Raw genomic sequence first — 20,217 nt, 5'->3', positions numbered from 1 at the left:
ATGAGGACACCGGTCACGGGAGACAGGGTAGAGTGACACAGGTAGAGCAGGGCGCCCCGCCCGCCATCACGAGCGAAGCATATCGTCGACGTCGCGAGCGACTCATCGCGGCGGTGGCCCCGGACAGCGCCATTCTCGTCCCGGCCGCGACGCTGTCGCTGCGCAATCAGGACAGCGATTATCCCTTTCGTCAGGACAGCGACTTCCACTATCTCTGCGGCTTCCCCGAACCGGAGGCCTGGCTGGTGCTGCTGCCCGGTCGCGAAGCCGGTGAGAGCGTGCTGTTCTGTCAGGCCCGCGACCCGGCCATCGAGACCTGGACGGGCAAGCGGGTCGGCCCGCGCCGGGCGGTCACCACCTGGGGGGTGGATGAGGCCTGGCCGCTGGAGGCGCGTGATGAGCAGCTGCCGGCGCTGCTGGAAGGGCGGAAAACGCTCTACCTGCCGCTGGATCACGAGGCTGCGCTGACGCTGGCCGGCGAGATGCGCCAGGCGCTCAAGACGCGCTCGCGGCGCGGGCCGCCGGCGCCGTCCGGCTACGCCGATATCAGTGCGATCCTGCACGAGCAGCGTCTGATCAAGTCCGAGGACGAGCTGGCCCTGATGCGTCACGCCGGCGAGATCAGCGCCCGGGCGCACGTTCGCGCCATGCAGACGGCACGCCCCGGCATGTTCGAATATCAGCTGCAGGCCACGCTGGAGCACGCCTTTGTCATGGCAGGGGCACGGTCACCCGCCTATGGCACCATCGTGGGCAGCGGCGCCAACGGCTGTATCCTGCACTACACGGAAAACGACGCGGCGATGGCAGATGGTGATCTGGTGCTCATCGATGCCGGCGCCGAATACGAGCTCTACGCCGGCGACATTACCCGTACCTTTCCGGTCAACGGCCGCTTCAGCGAACCCCAGCGCCAGCTCTACGAGATCGTGCTGGGCGCCCAGCAGCGCGCGCTGCGTGCCGTGCGGCCCGGTGTCACGCTCAAGGGCATTCATGAGGGCGTCGTGCGTGATCTGAGTGCCGGTCTGGTGGCGCTGGGACTGGTGGAAGGCCCGGTCGAGACGGTCGTCGAGCAGGGCCATTACAAGCGCTTTTATCTGCACGGCACTTCTCACTGGCTGGGGCTCGACGTGCATGATGTCGGCGCCTATCACTCTGACGGCGCGCCGAGAACGCTGGTACCCGGCATGGTGCTGACCGTCGAGCCCGGTCTCTATATTCCCGATGATCTCGATATCGCCGAGCAGTGGCGCGGTATCGGTATTCGCATCGAGGACAACGTGGTCGTCACGGCAGACGGCGGCGAGGTCCTGACCGGCGATGTCCCCAAACGGGTCCGGGAGATCGAGGCGCTGATGGCACAGGGGCGAACATGAGCGAGACCGCAATAGACATTGCCATTATCGGTGGCGGGCTGGTGGGGGCGAGCCTGGCAGTGGCGCTGGGGCCCCTGATCGAGCGCCATCAGCTTCGGGTCGCGGTGATCGAGGCCAGCGAGCTGAGTGCCTCGGGCGCCCAGCCCAGCTTTGACGAGCGCTCCAGCGCCATCGCCTACGGCTCGAGAGCCCATTTCGAGACCATGGAGCTCTGGTCGCAGCTGGCCACACGCGCCGCGCCCATCCATGACATCGAGGTCAGCCAGCGCGGGGCAATGGGGCGTACCCATCTGTCGCGTCGTGATGCGGGCACGCCGTCGCTGGGTTATGTTCTGCCCAACGCCTTTCTGGGCCGAGTCCTCCACGAGCGCCTGGCCGATATGGCGATCGACTGGCACTGTCCGGCACGGGTTGACCGAATGACGCCGGAACCTGACGGCCATCGGCTGGTTCTCGACAGTGGGCAGACGCTACACGCCGGTCTGACCGTACTGGCCGATGGCGGACGCTCCGGCCTCAAGGCGTCACTGGGCATCGCGACCGACCGCCACGACTACGAGCAGCACGCCCTGATCGCCAACGTGGAAACAGCCCATGCGCACGAGGGGTGGGCCTTCGAGCGCTTTACGGATGAAGGCGCCATGGCACTGCTGCCGCTGACGCAGCGTCGCATGGCGCTGATCTGGACGCGCCCGCCGGAGAGCATCGATGCCACACTCGCCATGAGCGATGACGACTTCCTGCTGGCGCTGCAGTCGAGGATGGGCTCGCGATTGGGGCGCTTTCAACGGGTGGGTTCGCGCCATGTCTACGCACTGTCGATGTCCCGCGCCCGCGAGCAGAGCCGGCCGCATCTGGCCGTGCTGGGCAACGCAGCGCATGCCATCCATCCGATCGCGGGTCAGGGGTTCAATCTGGCCCTGCGCGGGGTGATGGATCTGAATGCGGCCATCGAAGCGGCGCTCGATGCCGGTCGAACGCCGGGTGAAGCCGCCACCATGGCGGACTTCGAGCAGCGCCGTCAGCGCGATCGGGATCTGATCATGCAGGCCAGCGATACGCTGGTGCGCCTGTTCGGCCTTGAACTGCCGGGCATCTCTGGCGTCAGGGGCGCCGCTCTGGGACTTTTCAATCTTGCCACGCCGCTCAAGCGCGCCCTGATTCGTCGTGCCATGGGACTGGCACGCCATTGATCAGGGCATGTGGCGCCAACGGAGTACTTCATGACGTCCGACACCGCGCAGTTTGACATGGCCATCGTCGGCGCCGGGCTGGTGGGCGCCGCTCTGGCACTGATGCTGGGGCGACAGGGACATCGCGTGGCCCTGCTCGATGGCGGCAAGCTGGAACCCGGCTGGCAGCCGTCGCAGGTCGATGCGCGCGTCAGTGCCATTACGCCGGCGTCACAGCAATTGATGATCCATCTGGGCGTCTGGTCGGGCATTGCCCGCCGGCGTCTTTGTGCCTACGACCGGATGGCCGTCTGGGATGGTGAGGGCACCGGCCACATCGACTTCAGCGCCGCCGAAGTGGGCTGCGACGTACTGGGACACATCATCGAAAACGGCGTGATTCGCGATGCGCTGCTCGAGGCGCTGGGCGCGCAGGAGGGCGTCACGCTCATGGCCGGTACCCGGGTCACGGCGCTCTCGGCAATCGAGCAGCGCCGGCGGCGTCTCACCCTGAAAGACGGGCGCTGCCTGACAGCCGAGCTGGTTGTCGGGGCCGACGGGGCCTGCTCGCAGATTCGCGAGCTGGCAGGGCTTGGCCATCGTGAATATGCCACCGGTCAGCGGGCGGTGGTGGCTACGGTTCGTCACGAGCTCGATCACGACGCCACGGCGCGTCAGCGGTTCATGGGCACCGGGCCGCTGGCTTTTCTTCCCCTGAGCATCGACGACAATCAAAAGACCTCCTCGATTGTCTGGTCGGCCGACACCGACTTTGCCGACGAGCTGATGGGCATGGACGATGAGGCGTTCACGCGCGCATTGACGGTGCATTTCGAGCATCGACTGGGCCGCATCGAGCATGCGAGCCCGCGCCACGACTTTGCCCTGGTGCAGCGTCATGCCCGGCGCTATGTTGATGACGGCGTGGCGCTGGTGGGAGATGCCGCCCACAACATTCATCCGCTGGCCGGGCAGGGCGTCAATCTGGGGCTGATGGATGTGGCGGTGCTGGCCGAGGAGCTGGCGCGCGCTGCTCGACGCGGTGCGCCCATGGGCGACGTTCGTATCCTGTCGCGCTATTCGCGCCGCCGCCGCGGTGACAATACGGTCATGCTGATGGCCATGGACGCGTTTCGCATCGGCTTTGGCGCCGACCAGCCGCTGGTGCGGGTGCTGCGCAATCAGGGGCTGACCACGACCGGGCGCTGGCCCTGGGCGCGCCGCCTGCTGGCCGAGCAGGCCATGGGTCAGCGCAATGACCTGCCGCAGAGTATGTGTCCGCCGTCGCCCTGAGTTGCCTGCGGCCCCGGGCCCATTGTTTCACGTGAAACAGGCGCGAAATAAAAAAGACAAATAAAAAGGCCCGCCATTCAGGCGGGCCTTTTTTACTTTCCGAACGCGAATCATATACTGGACACGAATTACATACCGGACTGGGTATTGGCCGGATTGTCGTTATTGCTGCTTTCAATGCCGCCGCCAGGGGAGCTTACCGTAGAGCCAGCGTTGCCGGTGCCCGTTGCTGTTTCGCTGGCGCCGGACATTGAGCCGGACTGCTGCTGGTTTTCCGGTGCGCCACCGGAGGAAGAACAGCCTGCTGCCAGCAGAACGGCCGCGGCCAGCGCGCTCATTGTCAATCCTTTCTTCATCGGGTACTTCTCCTTATCAAAGCGGATGGCATTATCCATTGGCTTTTTCAGCGTAGACGCTTTTTACGGACTCGTGGTCTCCGGCGCGTCATCGCCCTCCTTTTGGCCGTCGTTTGCAGCCGCTGCCTCGGGCGTCTCGCTTGTACTGTGACGTCGCAGGCCCGCCTGCTGAAACACGTTGATGCCACGCAGCAGGTTGAGCGCCTCACCCAGTTGGTAGTCATCGGTGGCTATCGGAGAGTCGGGCAGCGGTGTCTGCTCCTGTTCCTGCTCGCCGTTGGCATTTTGCAGGTGGCCGCGAAGGTTGGCCTCGCGAATTTCGAATCCGTTCTGCTCAAGCTCCAGTCGACCGCGCTGCACCGTCACGTCCGGCTCGATGCCCTCGGCCTGGATGGAGCGTCCCCCCGGCGTGTAATACAGCGCCGTGGTGAGCTTGATGCCGGTGGTGTCATCCAGCGGCATGACCGACTGGACCGAGCCCTTGCCGAAGCTTTCGGTGCCCAGTACCACGGCGCGATGATGGTCCTGCAGGGCCCCGGCAACGATCTCGGCGGCCGAGGCGCTGCCGCCGTTGATCAGAACGACCATGGGGGTGTCGGGCAGCGCGGTATCGGCGTGCGCCTCGAACTGCATGTCGGCGTCCGCCAGACGCCCCTTCGTGTAGACCACCAGACCGCTGTCGATGAACAGATCGGCCACGCTGACGGCGCCATCAAGTAGTCCGCCGGGGTTGTTGCGCAGATCGAGAATCACGCCGGAAAGGCCCTGGTCGCCCGCCTCCTGCTTCAGTGAGGCGATCGCCTTTCTGGTCTCCTCGCCGGTATTTTCCTGAAACTGGCTGATGCGCAGATAGCCGTAACCGGGTGAGAGCAGGCGCGAACTGACGCTGTTGGTCTGGATATTGTCGCGCTTGAGCGTGACCTTGATCGGGGCATCCTCTCCCTCGCGCGCCAGGGTCAGCTTGATCTCGGTGCCAGGGTCACCGCGCATCATGCCGACCGCTTCCTCCAGCGACATGCCGTCGGTGCTCTTGCCATCGATCTCGATGATCAGATCCCGCGGCTGCAGGCCGGCCTTGGAGGCGGGGGTATCGTCGATCGGCGAGATGACCATCAGACGGTTATTCTCCTGGCCGACCTCGATGCCGATGCCGCCGAAAGCGCCCTCGGTCATCTCGTGGAGCATGCGAAAGGCGTCTTCGTCGAGATAGTTCGAGTGCGGGTCCAGCCCTTCCAGCATGCCGCGCATGGCGTCGCGCAGCAGCGTCCTGTCATCGACATCGTCCACGTAGGACTGCTTGATGCGTTCGAACACCTGCGCCAGTGCCTGGATGTCCTCAAGCGGCAGGGTGCTGGTGGCCCCTGCGTCGCTGTCGGCATCGTTGGCCGCGGCACCGTCGATGTCGACCGGTTGAACGGGGGTGTTGGCCGGCGTGCTTTCCGGCGGCGCGTCCGCGGCCGGTTCGGCGGCGGTGGCCGGCAGTGTCAGCAGCAGGGCAGACGACAGCACAAGCGTTGAGGCGACATGACGCAGCAACATGCAAACTCCTTCAGCGAGGATGGGCTCGGGCGTCAGGACGCCCGATACCGTCAATGGGTGAAGCGTGTGCCGGGCTAGCGCGAGGCCAGCCAGCTCTGCGGATTGATGGCCTTGCCACCGCGACGGACCTCGAAATAGAGCGCAGGGCGCGACAGGCCGCCGGTATCGCCGACATAACCCAGCGTAGCCCCTCGTTCGACCCGATCACCCGAGGCCACGGCGAGGCGTTGCTGGTGAGCATACAGCGACAGTATGCCACCGTGATCGATGATCACCAGATAGCCGAAGCCGCGCATCCAGTCGGCGAACACGACCTGACCGCCCGAGGCGGCGTAAATCGGTGTGCCGGCGGGTGCTGCGATCAGCACGCCGTTCTTGTTGAGGCCGTCGCCGCTGCCGTAGCTTGCGATGACCGAGCCGTTGACCGGCCACTTTGAGCTGCCGGCGCGACGGTCGGCCTGGTGGGTCACGCTGGCATGCGACTCGGCGCGCTCGGCGGCCGGGTCGGCACGACGGGTCGGGACGCTTCTGGCGTTGTCCGCAGTGGCGTTCATCTCATCGCTGGTCAGGCCGTCCTCCTGCGAGGGCGTCTGCGGCGGTGGGCTCTGCTGTGAGCGCTCTCCTTGTGCCTGCGCCTGTCGCGCCTGTTCCCGGGCACGGCGTTCGCGCTCGGCCTTTTCACGTGCCTGGCGCTGCTCGCGGGCACGGGCCAGCTCCTGCTCAAGCCGGCTGACCATTGTCTCGGCCTCGGCGCGATCGGCCTGAAGGCCTTCCAGGTCGCTGCGTCCGCTTTGATAGCGTGCCTCCAGACCGGCCAGCGCCTTTTCACGTTCCTGGCGCTGCTCGGCCAGCGTCTGCTGACGGCTTTTGAGTTCGTCCTGAAGCTGATTGAGCGTTTGCTGCTGCTCCAGGGTCTGGGCGCGATTGTTTTCGAGCTCTTCGTTAAGCGAGGCAAGGCGGGCAAGCTGCTCGGCCCGGGCCTCGTTGAGCCGGTTGAGATAGTGCTGAAAGCGATCGATTTCGCCGGGGTCCTGATTGTCGAGCAGAAGCTTCAGACGCGGCTGCTCCCCCAGCTTGTACAGCGCCCTGACCTGCTCGGCCAGCGCCTGCTGCTGTGCGTCGCGCTGGTCGGTCAGCGTCTTTTGACGCTGGTCAAGGGTCCTGAGCGCCTCACTGGTCTGGCTTCGAGCCTGCTCCAGCGTGTCCAGCCGGCGGTGCGTGTCGGCCAGCGCCTTTTCGGCCTGCTCAAGTTCCTCCCGGGCACTGCCGCGCCGGGCGTCGGTCCTTTCCAGCTGGCGCTGGGTCTGCTCGATGTTCTGACGAATATTGTCCAGCTCGGCCTTTGAAGCGTCCAGGCTGGCGGCGCCTGCCGGCACCGCCAGACCCAGCGTCAGGGCCAGGAGCCAAAACCGGCCCGCAGGCCGGTGAAGCGTGAATGACACCAAAGGCTCCGATTACTGACGTTCGATCAGTACGCGACCGGTCATCTCTTCCGGCGGGGTCTGACCCATCATGGCCAGCAGGCTGGGCGCGATATCACACAGGCGGCCGTCATCACGCAGCGTGGCCTTTTGCTGGCTGACGTAGACCAGCGGCACCTGGAAGGTGGTGTGGGCGGTCTGGGGATTGCCGGTTTCCGGGTCCACCATCTGCTCGGCATTGCCGTGGTCGGCAGTGACCAGGCACTCGCCGCCGGCGCGCTCGATCGCTTCCACCACACGACCCAGGCACTCGTCCACGGCCTCGATGGCTTTGGTGGCCGCTTTCAGATCGCCGCTGTGGCCGACCATGTCGCCGTTGGCGTAGTTGCAGATCACCAGGTCAAAGCGCCCGGAGTCGATCGCCTCGACCAGCCGGTCGGTGACTTCAAAGGCGCTCATTTCGGGCTTTTCGTCGTAGGTTTTCACGTCGCGTGGCGAGTCGACGAGAATGCGCTCCTCGCCTTCGTACTCCTCCTCGCGACCGCCGGAGAAGAAAAACGTCACGTGGGCGTATTTCTCGGTTTCGGCAATGCGCAGCTGGGTCAGGCCTTTGGATGAAACGAACTCGCCCAGGGTGTTGGGCAGGTCATTGGGCGGAAAGGCGACCGGCACGCCGAGATCATCGGAGTACTGGGTCATGGCGACGAAGTGGACCTTCGGGGTGCGGTCGCGTTTGAAACCGTCAAAGCCCGGGTCGACCAGTGCATGGGCAATCTCGCGGGCCCGGTCGGCGCGGAAGTTGGCAAACAGCACCGCATCGCCATCCTGAATGGCGACCCGGTCGTCATCGCCGTCGCGCAGACTGGTGGCGGTCACGAACTCGTCGGTTTCATCGCGGTCGTAGGCAGCGTTGAGTGCGTGCTCGACGTCGTTGTCGACGTGCTCGGCCTCACCGTTGACCACGACCTGCCAGGCGGCCTCGACGCGGTCCCAGCGGTTGTCACGGTCCATGGCGTAGAAGCGCCCGACCATCGAGGCGACCCGGCCCACGCCCAGCTTGCGCAGCAGGGCATCGGCCCGCTGCAGGCTCTCCAGCGCGCTCTTGGGGGCGGTGTCACGACCATCGAGGAAGGCGTGGATGTAGACCTTCTTCGCGCCGCGTGCCTGGGCCAGCTCGGCCAGCGCCAGCACGTGGTCCTCGTGGCTGTGGACGCCGCCCGGGGAGAGCAGGCCCAGCACGTGGACAGCGCGGTCATCGTTGACGGCGGCATCGATGGCCTCGGTCAGGGCGGCGTTGTCGCCCAGCTCGTTGTCCCGGATCGCCTTCGAGATGCGGGTCAGGCTCTGATAGACGACGCGCCCGGCGCCCAGGTTCATGTGGCCGACTTCCGAGTTGCCCATCTGGCCTTCGGGCAGGCCGACGTTTTCACCGTCGGTATTGATCAGCGTGTGCGGATAGGTCTCCTGCAGCCGATCCATGACGGGCGTTCTGGCGGCGGCGACGGCATTGTTTTCCGTGTCCGGATTGTGGCCGTAGCCATCGAGAATCAGCAGGGCGACGGGACGTGGTTGCTGCGATGTGGACATGATTTCGCCTCGGGAACACGTACATGTAAGCCCCGATACCGGGTTGCGCTGCCGGCATCCAGTGCGCAGCCAAAAGCGCTATCAGGGCGTCGAAATGGTGAACATCATAACCCAGCCGGTGCATGCCAGCATTGATCATCGGGGACGGACGACGGCCGGGTGCTTGTGTATACTGGGCGCGCGCCGGAATCCAGCTGCCGGACGGCTTCCCCGAACCCGCAGGGTAGACCAGGCATGACCGTGCGCCGAGCCATTTTAAACGACCGGGGTCAAGATATTTCCATGATCGATCAGCTTCTGGAGTTTGCCCAGAATCACCTTTTGCTGGTAGGTGCCTTTGTTGTGGTGTTGCTGGCCTGGCTGGCCTTCGAGTCCCGACGCAGTGCCACCGGGGGGGTCACAAGCGGTGAGGCGACCAATTTGATCAACCGCGAGGACGCCATGGTCCTTGATGTTCGCGAGATCAAGGAGTTCAAGGCAGGCCACATCGCCGGTGCCATCAACGTGCCCGCGGACAAGCTCGACAACAACATGCAGCGCCTTGAAAAGCACAAGGACAAGCCCATCATCGTGGTCGACAAGATGGGCCAGCACAGCGGGGGCGTCGTCACGAAGCTGCACAAGGCAGGCTACAGCGGTGCCCGCCGCCTCAAGGGGGGGCATTCACAGTGGGTGGCCGATAGCCTGCCCGTTGTGACACGCTGATATCACCACGTCACGCGATAGTTATTACTTACTCACAAACCGGGAAACGAGCATGTCAGAGAACAACGCCACCAGTGAGCAGGGCAATATTCAGTTCGCACTGCAGCGCATCTACGTCAAGGACATCTCCTTTGAAGCGCCCAACTCGCCGGCGATCTTCCAGCAGCAGTTCAAGCCGCGGGTCAAGCTCGACGTCGACAACGATCATCAGCAGATCAGCGAAGGTCTCTATGAGGTCAGCGTGCGCGTGACCGCTCAGGTCTATAACGGTGACGAAGAGTCCACGGCGTTTCTCGCCGAGGTGCAGCAGGCGGGACTTTTTGCCATCTCCGGTCTCAGTGATGCCCAGCTCGATCACACTCTGGGCGCCTTCTGCCCCAATGTGCTGTTCCCCTACGCGCGTGAGTGCATCGATAACCTGGTCGGTCGCGGCACCTTCCCGGCACTGATGCTCTCTCCGGTCAACTTTGACGCCATCTACGCCCAGCGTCAGCAGAACGAACAGCCGCAGGCCGACGCCTGATCGATAGCGCTTTCACATCTTCATGCGAATCCATGTACCTCTGGCGCTGACCCCCGGCGCCACTCTGACCCTGCCTGACGCCGCTGCCCACCACGTGGCGCGCGTCATGCGCCGGCGTGAAGGTGACACGCTGGTGCTTTTTGACGGCGCCGGAGTCGAAGTGAGCGCTCACATTACTGTCATCTCGAAGCGTGAGGTGCAGGTCGAGATTGACGAGCGCCTGTTGGCGCTGCCCGAGTCGCGGCTTGCCGTGCACCTGGGCCTGGCCGTGGGCAAGGGCGATCGCATGGATTTCGCCATCCAGAAGGCGGTCGAGCTGGGGGTGGCAGCCGTCACCCCGCTTTATACGCATCACGGTGATGTTCGGCTCAAGGGCGAGCGCGCGCAGAAAAAGCGTGATCACTGGCAGGCCGTGGCCATCAGCGCCTGCGAGCAGTGCCGGCGCGCCACCGTGCCGACCATTCATCCGGCCATCGGGCTGGAAGAGTGGCTGGCTACGCGCGATGAGACGCTAAGGCTGGTGCTGCACCCCTATAACGCCGGGCCGCTGGCGCAGCAGGAGGCACCAGGCAGCGCCGCTTTGCTGGTCGGTCCCGAAGGTGGGCTCAGCGACGATGAAGTTGCCCGGGCCCACGCCCACGGGTTTCACTCGTGGATTCTTGGCCCGCGCATTCTGCGCATGGAGACGGCGCCGATCGTGGCGCTGTCGCTGCTCCAGTCGCGCTACGGGGATCTCTGACCCCCGCTTTCATCCTTCCCGCCACATCCTTCCGGACGCTCGCTGATCAAACCGGTTTTATCGTCGAACGATGGCCTCATTGGTAGATGATGTGCCGATAGCATTGGACATTCGTCGAATGCTCGTCTGAACTTCAACCCTGCCGCATTTCTTTTTACCGCCCGTGCGCCGGTCATGATGAGTGACACGGCGTACCGGCGCTGCCATCACAGGGAGACGTGATCATGGCCGACCATAGTGTTGCCGACATGCTGGTACGTACGCTGGCCCGGGCCGGTGTGCAGAACATCTGGGGGCTGCCGGGGGATTCACTCAATGGCCTGACCGAGAGCCTGCGGCGACAGGACGCCATCACCTGGCGCGGCGTGCGTCACGAGGAGGTGGCGGCACTGGCCGCCAGCGGCGAAGCCGAGGCGCGCGACGGTTTGACCGTCTGTGCCGGCTCCTGTGGACCCGGCAACACGCATCTGATCAACGGCCTTTTCGAGGCCAAACGCGCGCATACGCCAATGCTTGCCATCGCCGCGCAGATTCCCTCCAGTGAAGTGGGCCTGGGATATTTTCAGGAAACCCATCCGGAGCAGCTTTTCAAGGAGTGCAGCGACTACTGTGAGCTGATCTCCAACCCGTCCCAGGCACAGCGCGTGATCGAAACCGCCATGCGCACCGCCATTCTGGAAAAGAGCGTGGCGGTGATCGTGATCTCCGGGGACGTGGCGCTCTCAAAGGCCGTTGAGCAGAAGATGCAGTGGAGTACGCCGGTGGCGCCCGTCTCGGTGCCTGCCGAGCCCGAGCCCGAGCTCGACGAGCTGGCCGAGCTTCTCAATGATAGTCAGAGAGTGGCCATGCTCTGCGGGGCGGGCTGCGCCGGGGCGCACGATGAGGTGATCGCGCTGGCCGAGCGGCTCAAGGCGCCCATCGTCCACGCCCTGCGCGGCAAGTCATGGCTTGAATACGATAATCCCTATGACGTGGGGATGACCGGTCTGATCGGCTTCAGTTCGGGCTATCACACCCTCAAGGAGTGTGACTTTCTGATCATGCTGGGCACCAGCTTTCCCTATCGCGACTTCTTCCCCGAGCATGGCCGTATCGTGCAGATCGATGTGCGCCCCGGCCATCTGGGCCGTCGCAGCACGCTGCTCAAGGGGCTGGTGGGGGATGTGAAGGCCAGTCTCGAGGCGCTTTTGCCGCGTCTGGAGGAAAAAACCGATCGCGAGTTTCTCGACAAGGCCCAGGAACACTACCGCAAGGCGCGCGAGGATCTGGATGAGCTGGCGGTTCCGGACGATGAAGGCAGGCCGCTGCATCCGCAGTATCTCACCGCCCGCATCAGCGCGCTGGCCGCCGAGGATGCCTGGTTTACCGCTGATGTCGGCACGCCCACGGTCTGGGCGGCGCGCTATCTGAAGATGAACGGCCGGCGGCGTCTGACCGGCTCCTTCATGCACGGCTCGATGGCCACCGCCATGCCGCAGGCAATGGGGGCCCAAACGGCCATGCCCGGACGCCAGGTCATCTCGCTGTCCGGCGACGGCGGCATCAACATGCTGATGGGCGATCTGATGACGCTGGCCGAGCAGAAGCTGCCGGTCAAGGTGATCGTCTACAATAACGCGACCTTCGGCTTTGTGGCGATGGAGATGAAGGCGGCCGGCTACGTGGACGAGGTGACCAACCTGCCCAGTGCCGACTACGCCCGTCTGGCCGAGGCGCTGGGCATCAAGGGGCTGACGGTCTCCAGCTCCGAGCAGCTCGATGGCGTACTCGAGGAGGCCTTTGCCCACGACGGCCCGGTCATCGTGGATGTGAAGGTGGCCAAACAGGAGCTTTCCATGCCCCCGACCATTGAAGCTGCCCAGGCGAAAGGGTTCAGCCTCTACATGCTGCGCGCCGTCATGAGCGGACGCGGCGACGAGGTGATGGATCTTGCCAACACCAACTGGCTCAGCCGTCTGTGGCGTAAAAAGTGATCATGGCACTATAGTGAGTACTTGCTGACATATGAGCGACAGTCATAAAAAGCCCCGGCATGGCCGGGGCTTTTTGCGAGATGACGATCAGGTGATCAGCTTTTCTCGTCGATCAGTGCCTGGCGGGCCTTGCGGGCCTGCTCCTCCTCGTAGGTCGGGAAGTCGACATAGCCACGGGCGTCACCGCCATAGAAGGTGGACGGATCAAACTCGGCCAGCGGCCAGCCGTTTTTCATCCGCTCGACCAGATCAGGGTTCGAGGTGTAAACGCGACCAAAGACCGGCAGATCGATGGTGCCATCGTTGACCAGTTTTTCGGCCTCGGCCTGGTCGAGATTACCGGCCAGCAGCAGGTTACCCTGATAGGTATCGCGGAAGGTCCTCAGGTACTCGCGCGGCATGGGCGCCATGCCCTGACCGCCCTGGTCGTGAAGATGCACGTAGGAGAGCCCGCGCTTGTTGAATTCACGCGCTAGGTGGAGATAGGTCTCGCCGTTGTCGTCGTACTCCGGCATGTCAAAGAGCGTGCCAAATGGTGAAAGACGTACGCCGACGCGATGGGCGCCGATCAGCGCGCTGACCTCATCGACGACTTCCATCAACAGGCGGCAACGGTTCTCTCGCGAGCCGCCATACTCGTCATCACGGTCATTGACGCCCGGATTGAGAAACTGCTCGAAAAGGTAGCCGTTGGCACCGTGAATCTCGACGCCATCGAAGCCGGCTTCACGAGCATTGACCGCGGCCTGAGCGAAATCGCGCACGATGTCACGCACCTCGCAGGTTTCGAGCTGACGCGGCGTGCTGGCCTTGAGCATGTCGGGCGTGCCCTGCTCGTTGTAGCCAAACGCCATGCCGCCGGGCTGGTCACTCGGGCCGACCGGGGCAGCCCCGGCGATCTGAACGGTGGTGTGCGACACGCGCCCGACGTGCCAGATCTGGGCAAAGAACACCCCGCCACGTTCATGAACAGCGCGCGTGGCTTTTTTCCAGCCCTCGATCTGGTCCGGACCGTAGATGCCGGGGTTATACAGATAGCCCGTGCCCTGGCGCGATACCGGCGTGCCCTCGGAGATGATCAGACCGGCACTGGCGCGCTGACGATAGTAAAGTGCACCCATTTCGTTGGGGATGTCACCTGCTGCGCGCGATCGGGTCATGGGTGCCATGACGATGCGGTTATCAAGCGGGATGCCGGCGAGATCGAAGCGTTCAAAAAGTGACGACATGAAAATCCTCTCTGTGAAACGGCTGAACGCGAAAGCTCAGCAATATCCTGTTCCACTAAAGTCTAGTCGCTCAGGGGCACCCTCCCGATAGTTTTCAGCCATCCCCGCGATTGGAAAGAACAACCCCGCCCGACGGTATCCGGCAGGTTCGATCATGGTCGAAGAATGACCCTTGCGTCATACTGACGGCATGAGCGGCTGCCACAACATCACACGGCCGTGTTCCGGAGTTTTAAATGAGTGAACGTGCATTGAACATTGCGGTCGTCATGGACCCCATCGCGACCATTGCCTGGAAAAAGGACACGACGCTGGCGATGCTGTGGGCCGCCAGGCGGCGCGGCCACAGGCTTTTCTATCTCGAGCCGGGGGATCTGTATCTCAAGGATGGACGCGCCATGGGGCGTCTGCGCGCGCTCGAGGTGTTCGAAAACGATCCCGAGCATTACTACGCCCTGGGCGAGGTCGAGGCCGGGCCTCTGGCGCAGATGGATGTGATCCTGATGCGTCAGGACCCGCCGGTGGATGTCAATTTTACCAACGCCGTGCATCTGCTGGGCTTTGCCGAGCGCGAAGGCGTGCTGGTGGTCAATCCGACCCGAGCGCTTTTGACCTGCAACGAAAAGCTCTACGCCCAGCAGTTTCCCCAGTGTCTGGTACCCAGCGTGGTCTCCTGCAATGACAAGGTCCTGCGCGAGTTTCACGCCGAGCAGGGTGACACCATCTTCAAGCCGCTGGACGGCATGGGTGGCACCGGCATCTTTCACATCGCCCCTGATGGGCGCAACATCGGTGCGGTGATCGAGCAGCTGACCCGTCGCGGCACCGAGCAGATCATGGCGCAGCGCTATATTCCCGAGATCAGGCAGGGCGATACCCGCATTCTTTTGATCGACGGCGAGCCGGTGCCCTATGGTCTGGCCCGCATTCCTTCGGCCGGCGAGGTGCGCGGCAATCTGGCTGCCGGTGGCCGCGGCGAAGCGCGCGAGCTGACCGAGCGCGACTACTGGCTGGTCGATCAGGTCAAAGACTCCATCAAATCGCTCGGACTGATCTTTGTGGGCCTCGATGTGATCGGGGATTACATTACCGAGATCAACGTCACCAGCCCCACCTGTGTGCGTGAGATCGATGCCCAGAAGGGCACCGACATCGCCGGCATGCTGATGGATGCCATCGAGCAGCGCTTCAGCGCTTAAGGTGTTGACGTCACGCTGGCCCGCCAGTGTTACCATATCTGCATTATCGCGGCCGATGCCCCGGTATCGGCCGCTTTCCATGTCATGCTTCATCGCTGCGCGCCCCTGCCCTGTGGCAGGAGCGCCTGCCTGCGTTATCACCCGGGAGGCCCATGCAAGGCTTGCGCGATCACTTTCTCATGGCGATGCCCCATCTCGAGGACGAGAACTTTGCGGGCTCGCTGACCTATATCTGCGACCACGACGACAACGGCACCCTGGGACTGAAGCTCAATCAGCCCATGGAGCTGACGCTGGAAGCGCTGTTCGAGCAGCTCGAGATCGATGCCAGCGAGTGTCAGGCACTGGACACGCCGGTGCTCAACGGTGGCCCGGTGCATCGCGAGCGCGGCTTCATCCTGCATTCCGGCAGTCCGGAACACTGGGACTCCAGCATCCGCACCGGCGAGAACCGGGCGCTGACCACCTCGATGGACATTCTGCATGCCATTGCGGGCGGTCGCGGCCCCGAGCAGTTTCTGGTCTGTCTGGGCTGCGTGGGCTGGGAGCCTGAACAGCTTGCCCGAGAGATCAAGGACAACACCTGGCTGACCGTGGAGGCCAGCGACGAGGTGCTTTTCCATACGCCCGCGCCGGCGCGTCTGGAAACCGCGGCAGGGCATCTGGGCGTGGATCTGAGCCTGCTCTCGCGCGAGGCCGGTCATGGCTGAGGCGGTGGGCCAGCGCCAGGTGCTGGCCTTTGATTTTGGCGCAAGGCGCATTGGTGTCGCGGTCGGCAACGAGCTGCTGGGCAGCGCCACGGCGCTTGATCCGATCCCGGCGCGCGACGGCATTCCCGACTGGCACGTGATCGAGCGTCTGCTCCAAGAGTGGCAGCCCGATGTGTTCGTGGTCGGGCTACCGCTCAACATGGACGACACCGAATCCGACATGAGCCGGCGTGCGCGCAAGTTCGGCAACCGCCTGCACGGCCGCTTTGGCAGGCCGCTGGAGATGTTTGACGAGCGCGGCACTACCCGTGCGGCCAAGGCCATTGCCCGCGAGGAAGGTCACAAGGGCAACTATCGCCAGGAAGGCGTCGACGGCATCGCCGCCGAACTGATTCTCACGGGCTGGTTCGAGCAACAGGCCCACGGCGCGCTGCTCAACATTCCTCCGCCCCGCTGACTTCTCTCCACAGGGCCACTTCGTAAGTAACGACTTACTTCAGAGCGATGAAGTCAGCATCATCGACCCCGATTCGATGCGGCGGTTGCCAGCCCACGTCGCGAAGATCGCGATCGAAGGTGTCCGCCACCCCCATGAGCGTGGCAAAGATCGCCATGCGCACCGGAATGCCATTGTCGGTCTGGCGAAAGATCGCCAGTCGGGGATCGTCGTTGAGATCGACATCGAGGTCGTTGGCGCCGGGTCGGCTGTCGCGCGGCAGCGGGTGCATGGCGATGGTGTGCGTGCTGCAGCGCTGATCGAGAAAGGCGCGGTCGACGCTGAAGTCGCTCGACAGGCTGAAGCCTTCCACCATCTCCTGGGTAAAACGCTCCTTCTGGATGCGCGTGGCGTAGACCACGTCCACATCGCTGTAATCGGCCTGCAGTGTGTCGCGCTGGCTCACCCGGTGGCCGGCGTTTTCGGCGCGGTCGATGAGCTCTGAAGGCATCTCGAGTCCCGGCGGCGATACCAGTGTGATCTGCATCGGCGGATAGAGCGACAGAAGCTTCAGCAGCGAATGCACGGTGCGCCCATACCTGAGATCGCCGGTCAGCAGCAGATGCGCGCCGGGCAGCGCCTTGCCAAGACGTTCGAACTCCTTGTTGATGGTGTAGAGATCCAGCAGGGCCTGGCTGGGGTGCTCACCCGGGCCATCGCCGCCATTGATGACCGGTACGTGGGTGGCGGCGGCAAATTCGGCCACCGAGCCCAGATCGGGGTGGCGCATGACGATGGCATCGACGTAGCCGCTGATCACGCGGCTGGTGTCATACAGCGATTCGCCCTTGGCCATCGAGGAGAAGGTGAAGCCGGTGGTATCGCAGACGCTGCCGCCCAGCCGACTGAAGGCCGAGTGAAAGCTCATGCGCGTACGGGTACTGGCCTCGAAAAAGAGATTGCCCAGCACGGCGCCTTCCAGCACCCGTGTGATCTTCCGGCGCTGGGCGATGGGCTCCATGCGTCGCGCCACGTCAAAGAGATGATCGACGTAGTCGCGGGACAAACTATCAACGGACAACAGATGGGCACTCATGGCACTCGCCTCTGACTGGGAGGGACAAAGCCACACAGCGGGCACTGTGAGGCACAAACGCGCGCTAGTGTAGCGCGACAGGCCCTTGCCCTTCACCGGGGGAGTGAGCGCCCGTCAGGTGCTTTTTGAGGGCAGTCGTCACGGGGCATGACAGGATGGGCCTGCGCCGGCCGGCACGATATACTGCGCTCGCTTTTTTTCATCCGGGCGAGCGCCCCGTGTCAGGACGGCCATTACCCATGCAGGCACTGCTGGAATCCATTCTCGAGGGTGTGCGCCCCCTGCTCGGCCAGGGACACGTGGCCAGCTATATCCCGGCGCTGGCCGGGGTTGATCCGTATCATCTCGGCATTGCCATGCTCGGCACCGATGGCGCGCTTTATCAGGCTGGTGACGCTGATACACCCTTCTCGATCCAGAGTATTTCCAAGGTCTTCAGTCTGGTTCAGGCCATCTCGCACGGTGGAGAAAGTCTCTGGGAACGGCTTGGCCATGAACCCTCGGGCCAGGCCTTCAATTCGCTGGTACAGCTCGAGTTTGAAAAGGGCCGCCCGCGTAATCCCTTCATCAATGCCGGTGCGCTGGTGATCGCCGACATCAACCAGTCGCGCTACGCCGCCCCGATTCTATCCATGCGCGATCTGGTGCGCCGACTGACCGACAACGTGCAGATCATTTCCGATCGAGTGGTGGCCGAGTCCGAATACCAGCATCGGGCGCGCAACGCGGCCATGGCCTATCTCATGCAGTCCTTTGGCAACTTCCACAATGACGTGGAGGCCGTGCTCAAAAGCTACTTTCATCACTGTGCACTGACAGCCAGCTGTGTGGATCTGGTACGCGGCTTCTCCTTTCTGGCCAACGGCGGGCGCTGCCTTCACAGCGACGAGCGCATTCTGACGCCGCGCCAGACCCAGCAGGTCAACGCCATCATGGCCACCAGCGGGCTCTATGACGAGGCGGGCAACTTTGCCTATCGCGTGGGGTTGCCCGGCAAGAGCGGCGTAGGCGGCGGCATTGTGGCCGTCGTGCCAGGCCGCTACAGCATCTGCGTGTGGTCACCGGCCCTTAATGCCAGCGGCAATTCGCTGATAGGCATGGCCGTGCTGGAACGGCTCAGTGAGCAGATCGGCTGGTCGGTATTTTCACCGCTTCCCTGTTGAGGCTATTGGCGTCTTTGGCAGACGCCGATGTCACGATTCAGCCCCTTCCTGAACGCATTACAGGGCGCTCTACTCTTTGAGCAAGGCGCCCTGGACCGTGCACCCGGTCACAGCCCGGCGATGAAGATCGCATGCAGGAGCAACCCGAATATATTCGGGACGGCTATCGGGGCACCGAAAAGCTGAAAGGCAAGGTCGCATTAATTACCGGCGGCGACAGCGATATCGGTCGTGCGATGGCCCCGGGGTCGGTCAGCCCAGCGAGATGGCGCCGGCCTATATCTATCTGGCAAGCGTCGAGTCTTTCTGCATGAACGGCCAGACCCTCCAACTCAATGACGGCATTATCCTTGATACGTAACGTTACGCTATAAATTACGGTTAGTGATCCTGTGCCCGCGCTACTTCTCGTAGCGCGGGATTTTTGATGCTGTACACATGGTTTCCTGTTTCGATCCATGACAGCCTTTTTAGGTCAGCCTCGGCCAGATTTTCGAACACGAGTTGATTCTTCCCATCCCTGCCTATCAAGGGCCAATCGGCGACGATCGATTTATAAGGCCGATCGCTCGTTTTTTGATTCTGAACATGCCGACAAGTGATCTGCATGAATAGTGGTCGCTGGTATTGCCGTTTTCAGCAGGCTCTTCAGGGATGTTTTTGTATACTTTTTGCTCAGCTTAAATTCTGTTCGATTATGGTTTTATCAAAGCGCTTAATTTGTTACGTAATAATATTTACGATAACCGGAAAAACAGGTCAGCCTTTCGGGCCTGCCTGCTTGTAAAACCTTCTGAATCGACAGCATTGGTCTCGGCTCGTCTTTAATAGAGGCGAGTCAGATGCCAAACAGCCTGCGGGTATTGTCTCGGATGGTGTCGGCAATCTCGTCGGGAGACTCCTTGCGAATTTCGCACAGGCGCTGCCAGACGTTATGGATCCGCTCGGGGCGATTGGGCTCGCCCTGAAAACCCTGCACGGGCATATCCGGTGAATCCGTTTCCAGTAGCAGTGACGACAGCGGCAAACGCGACAGGGTGCGCCGTGTTTTGGTGGCACGCTCATAAGTCATGGTGCCCCCCACGCCGATCAGATATCCCGCCTTGATAAAGGCCTGTGCCTGCTGCTCACTGCCGGCAAAACCGTGAATGACGCCGGTTCGGGGCAGGTCGAGACGTCTCAGGTGCATGGCGAGCTTGTCGTGCGTGCGGCGCGAATGCAGGATCACCGGCAGGTCATACCGGCGTGCCAGCCGCAGCTGGGCATCCAGCATGGCCTCCTGCCGGTCAAACTGCGGATTGTCGATATAAAGATCCAGCCCGATTTCACCGACAGCGACCAGCTTGCCAGAACGCTGTCCGAGCCAGGCCTCCAGTTGCTCAAGGTGCTCGTCGCGACTCTCATGCACCGCCATGGGATGGATGCCGAGCGCGGCATACACCGGCACATGGCGCTCGGCCAGTGCCATGACCCCCGCAAAGCGCTCTGCCGAAACGCCTACGGCAATCAGTTTCTCCACGCCGGCCGCCGCCGCCTGCTGCAGGCTTTGCGTCTCGTGGCCGCAAAAGGGCGCAAAATCAAAATGGCAGTGGGTATCCACAAAGGGGGCGGTCATGTCATCGCTCCTGTCATTTCGTCCATCCGGCGCTGGCGCCTTTTTGGGTTCAGGCATGGCGGAGTGTAGCGTCCTGTAGTGAAGG

General features: G+C 63.2%; 18 protein-coding genes. 11 read left to right on the top strand and 7 right to left on the bottom strand.

The window, feature by feature from the left end:
* Positions 1–32 precede the first annotated feature (32 nt).
* From pepP to BM079_RS07290, 3 genes are read left to right on the top strand one after another with little or no spacing between them, the layout of a single operon-like run.
* A complete protein-coding gene (gene pepP, locus BM079_RS07300; RefSeq protein ID WP_090132416.1) occupies positions 33–1,376 on the top strand; it encodes a Xaa-Pro aminopeptidase in 1,344 nt (447 codons plus the stop codon).
* A complete protein-coding gene (gene ubiH, locus BM079_RS07295) occupies positions 1,373–2,569 on the top strand; it encodes a 2-octaprenyl-6-methoxyphenyl hydroxylase (protein WP_090132414.1) in 1,197 nt (398 codons plus the stop codon). The genes pepP and ubiH overlap by 4 nt, the downstream gene beginning before the upstream one ends.
* A gap of 30 nt (positions 2,570–2,599) precedes the next feature.
* Positions 2,600–3,841, top strand: a complete 1,242-nt coding sequence (locus BM079_RS07290; RefSeq protein ID WP_090132411.1) for a UbiH/UbiF/VisC/COQ6 family ubiquinone biosynthesis hydroxylase — start codon at positions 2,600–2,602, stop codon at positions 3,839–3,841.
* A 128-nt stretch (positions 3,842–3,969) separates the two neighbouring features.
* On the opposite strand, the gene BM079_RS07285 is transcribed toward BM079_RS07290, so the two are convergent.
* The 4 genes from BM079_RS07285 to gpmI all read right to left on the bottom strand — a co-directional run bounded on the left by BM079_RS07285 (position 3,970) and on the right by gpmI (position 8,744).
* A complete protein-coding gene (locus tag BM079_RS07285) occupies positions 3,970–4,197 on the bottom strand; it encodes a hypothetical protein (RefSeq protein ID WP_139215275.1) in 228 nt (75 codons plus the stop codon).
* A 63-nt stretch (positions 4,198–4,260) separates the two neighbouring features.
* Positions 4,261–5,736 (bottom strand): S41 family peptidase, encoded by a 1,476-nt coding sequence (locus tag BM079_RS07280; protein ID WP_090132406.1) that lies wholly within the window; start codon positions 5,734–5,736, stop codon positions 4,261–4,263.
* A 74-nt stretch (positions 5,737–5,810) separates the two neighbouring features.
* A complete protein-coding gene (locus tag BM079_RS07275) occupies positions 5,811–7,178 on the bottom strand; it encodes a murein hydrolase activator EnvC family protein (RefSeq protein WP_139215274.1) in 1,368 nt (455 codons plus the stop codon).
* A gap of 12 nt (positions 7,179–7,190) precedes the next feature.
* Positions 7,191–8,744: a 2,3-bisphosphoglycerate-independent phosphoglycerate mutase gene (gpmI, locus tag BM079_RS07270; RefSeq protein ID WP_090132401.1), complete on the bottom strand. Its 1,554-nt coding sequence runs from the start codon at positions 8,742–8,744 to the stop codon at positions 7,191–7,193.
* 282 nt (positions 8,745–9,026) lie between these two features.
* Between gpmI and BM079_RS07265 the strand changes: the two genes are divergently transcribed.
* The 4 genes from BM079_RS07265 to poxB all read left to right on the top strand — a co-directional run bounded on the left by BM079_RS07265 (position 9,027) and on the right by poxB (position 12,684).
* A complete protein-coding gene (locus BM079_RS07265; RefSeq protein WP_090132397.1) occupies positions 9,027–9,449 on the top strand; it encodes a rhodanese-like domain-containing protein in 423 nt (140 codons plus the stop codon).
* A gap of 52 nt (positions 9,450–9,501) precedes the next feature.
* A complete protein-coding gene (gene secB / locus BM079_RS07260) occupies positions 9,502–9,972 on the top strand; it encodes a protein-export chaperone SecB (RefSeq protein WP_090132395.1) in 471 nt (156 codons plus the stop codon).
* Between the two features lie 22 nt (positions 9,973–9,994).
* Positions 9,995–10,711 carry a 16S rRNA (uracil(1498)-N(3))-methyltransferase gene (locus tag BM079_RS07255; protein WP_090132393.1) on the top strand — a complete coding sequence of 239 codons (717 nt, stop codon included), beginning with the start codon at positions 9,995–9,997 and terminating at the stop codon, positions 10,709–10,711.
* A 224-nt stretch (positions 10,712–10,935) separates the two neighbouring features.
* Positions 10,936–12,684: a ubiquinone-dependent pyruvate dehydrogenase gene (gene poxB, locus BM079_RS07250; protein ID WP_090132391.1), complete on the top strand. Its 1,749-nt coding sequence runs from the start codon at positions 10,936–10,938 to the stop codon at positions 12,682–12,684.
* A 95-nt stretch (positions 12,685–12,779) separates the two neighbouring features.
* Here the strand turns inward: poxB and BM079_RS07245 are convergent, their stop codons facing one another.
* Positions 12,780–13,913 (bottom strand): alkene reductase, encoded by a 1,134-nt coding sequence (locus BM079_RS07245; RefSeq protein WP_090132389.1) that lies wholly within the window; start codon positions 13,911–13,913, stop codon positions 12,780–12,782.
* A gap of 236 nt (positions 13,914–14,149) precedes the next feature.
* On the opposite strand from BM079_RS07245, the gene gshB reads away from it, so the two are divergent.
* The 3 genes from gshB to ruvX all read left to right on the top strand — a co-directional run bounded on the left by gshB (position 14,150) and on the right by ruvX (position 16,279).
* Positions 14,150–15,112: a glutathione synthase gene (gene gshB, locus BM079_RS07240; protein WP_090132386.1), complete on the top strand. Its 963-nt coding sequence runs from the start codon at positions 14,150–14,152 to the stop codon at positions 15,110–15,112.
* A gap of 152 nt (positions 15,113–15,264) precedes the next feature.
* Positions 15,265–15,822: a YqgE/AlgH family protein gene (locus tag BM079_RS07235; RefSeq protein ID WP_090132384.1), complete on the top strand. Its 558-nt coding sequence runs from the start codon at positions 15,265–15,267 to the stop codon at positions 15,820–15,822.
* A complete protein-coding gene (ruvX, locus tag BM079_RS07230) occupies positions 15,815–16,279 on the top strand; it encodes a Holliday junction resolvase RuvX (protein WP_090132381.1) in 465 nt (154 codons plus the stop codon). Before BM079_RS07235 ends, ruvX begins: the two co-directional genes overlap by 8 nt.
* A gap of 34 nt (positions 16,280–16,313) precedes the next feature.
* Here the strand turns inward: ruvX and pyrB are convergent, their stop codons facing one another.
* A complete protein-coding gene (gene pyrB / locus BM079_RS07225) occupies positions 16,314–17,354 on the bottom strand; it encodes an aspartate carbamoyltransferase (RefSeq protein WP_090132378.1) in 1,041 nt (346 codons plus the stop codon).
* A gap of 239 nt (positions 17,355–17,593) precedes the next feature.
* Here pyrB and glsB point away from each other — a divergent pair, with 239 nt between their 5' ends.
* Positions 17,594–18,517, top strand: coding sequence for a glutaminase B (glsB, locus tag BM079_RS07220; protein ID WP_090132376.1), 924 nt, complete (start codon positions 17,594–17,596; stop codon positions 18,515–18,517).
* An 838-nt stretch (positions 18,518–19,355) separates the two neighbouring features.
* Here glsB and BM079_RS07210 read toward each other — a convergent pair.
* Entirely contained in the window at positions 19,356–20,132 is a 777-nt protein-coding gene (locus BM079_RS07210; RefSeq protein WP_090132372.1) for a TatD family hydrolase, read from the bottom strand.
* Positions 20,133–20,217 lie beyond the last annotated feature (85 nt).

Source organism: Kushneria avicenniae (assembly GCF_900112585.1).
GTDB lineage: Bacteria > Pseudomonadota > Gammaproteobacteria > Pseudomonadales > Halomonadaceae > Kushneria > Kushneria avicenniae.
The sequence above is the reverse complement of the archived record's forward strand: the minus strand, read 5'-3'. Positions and strand labels throughout refer to the sequence as shown.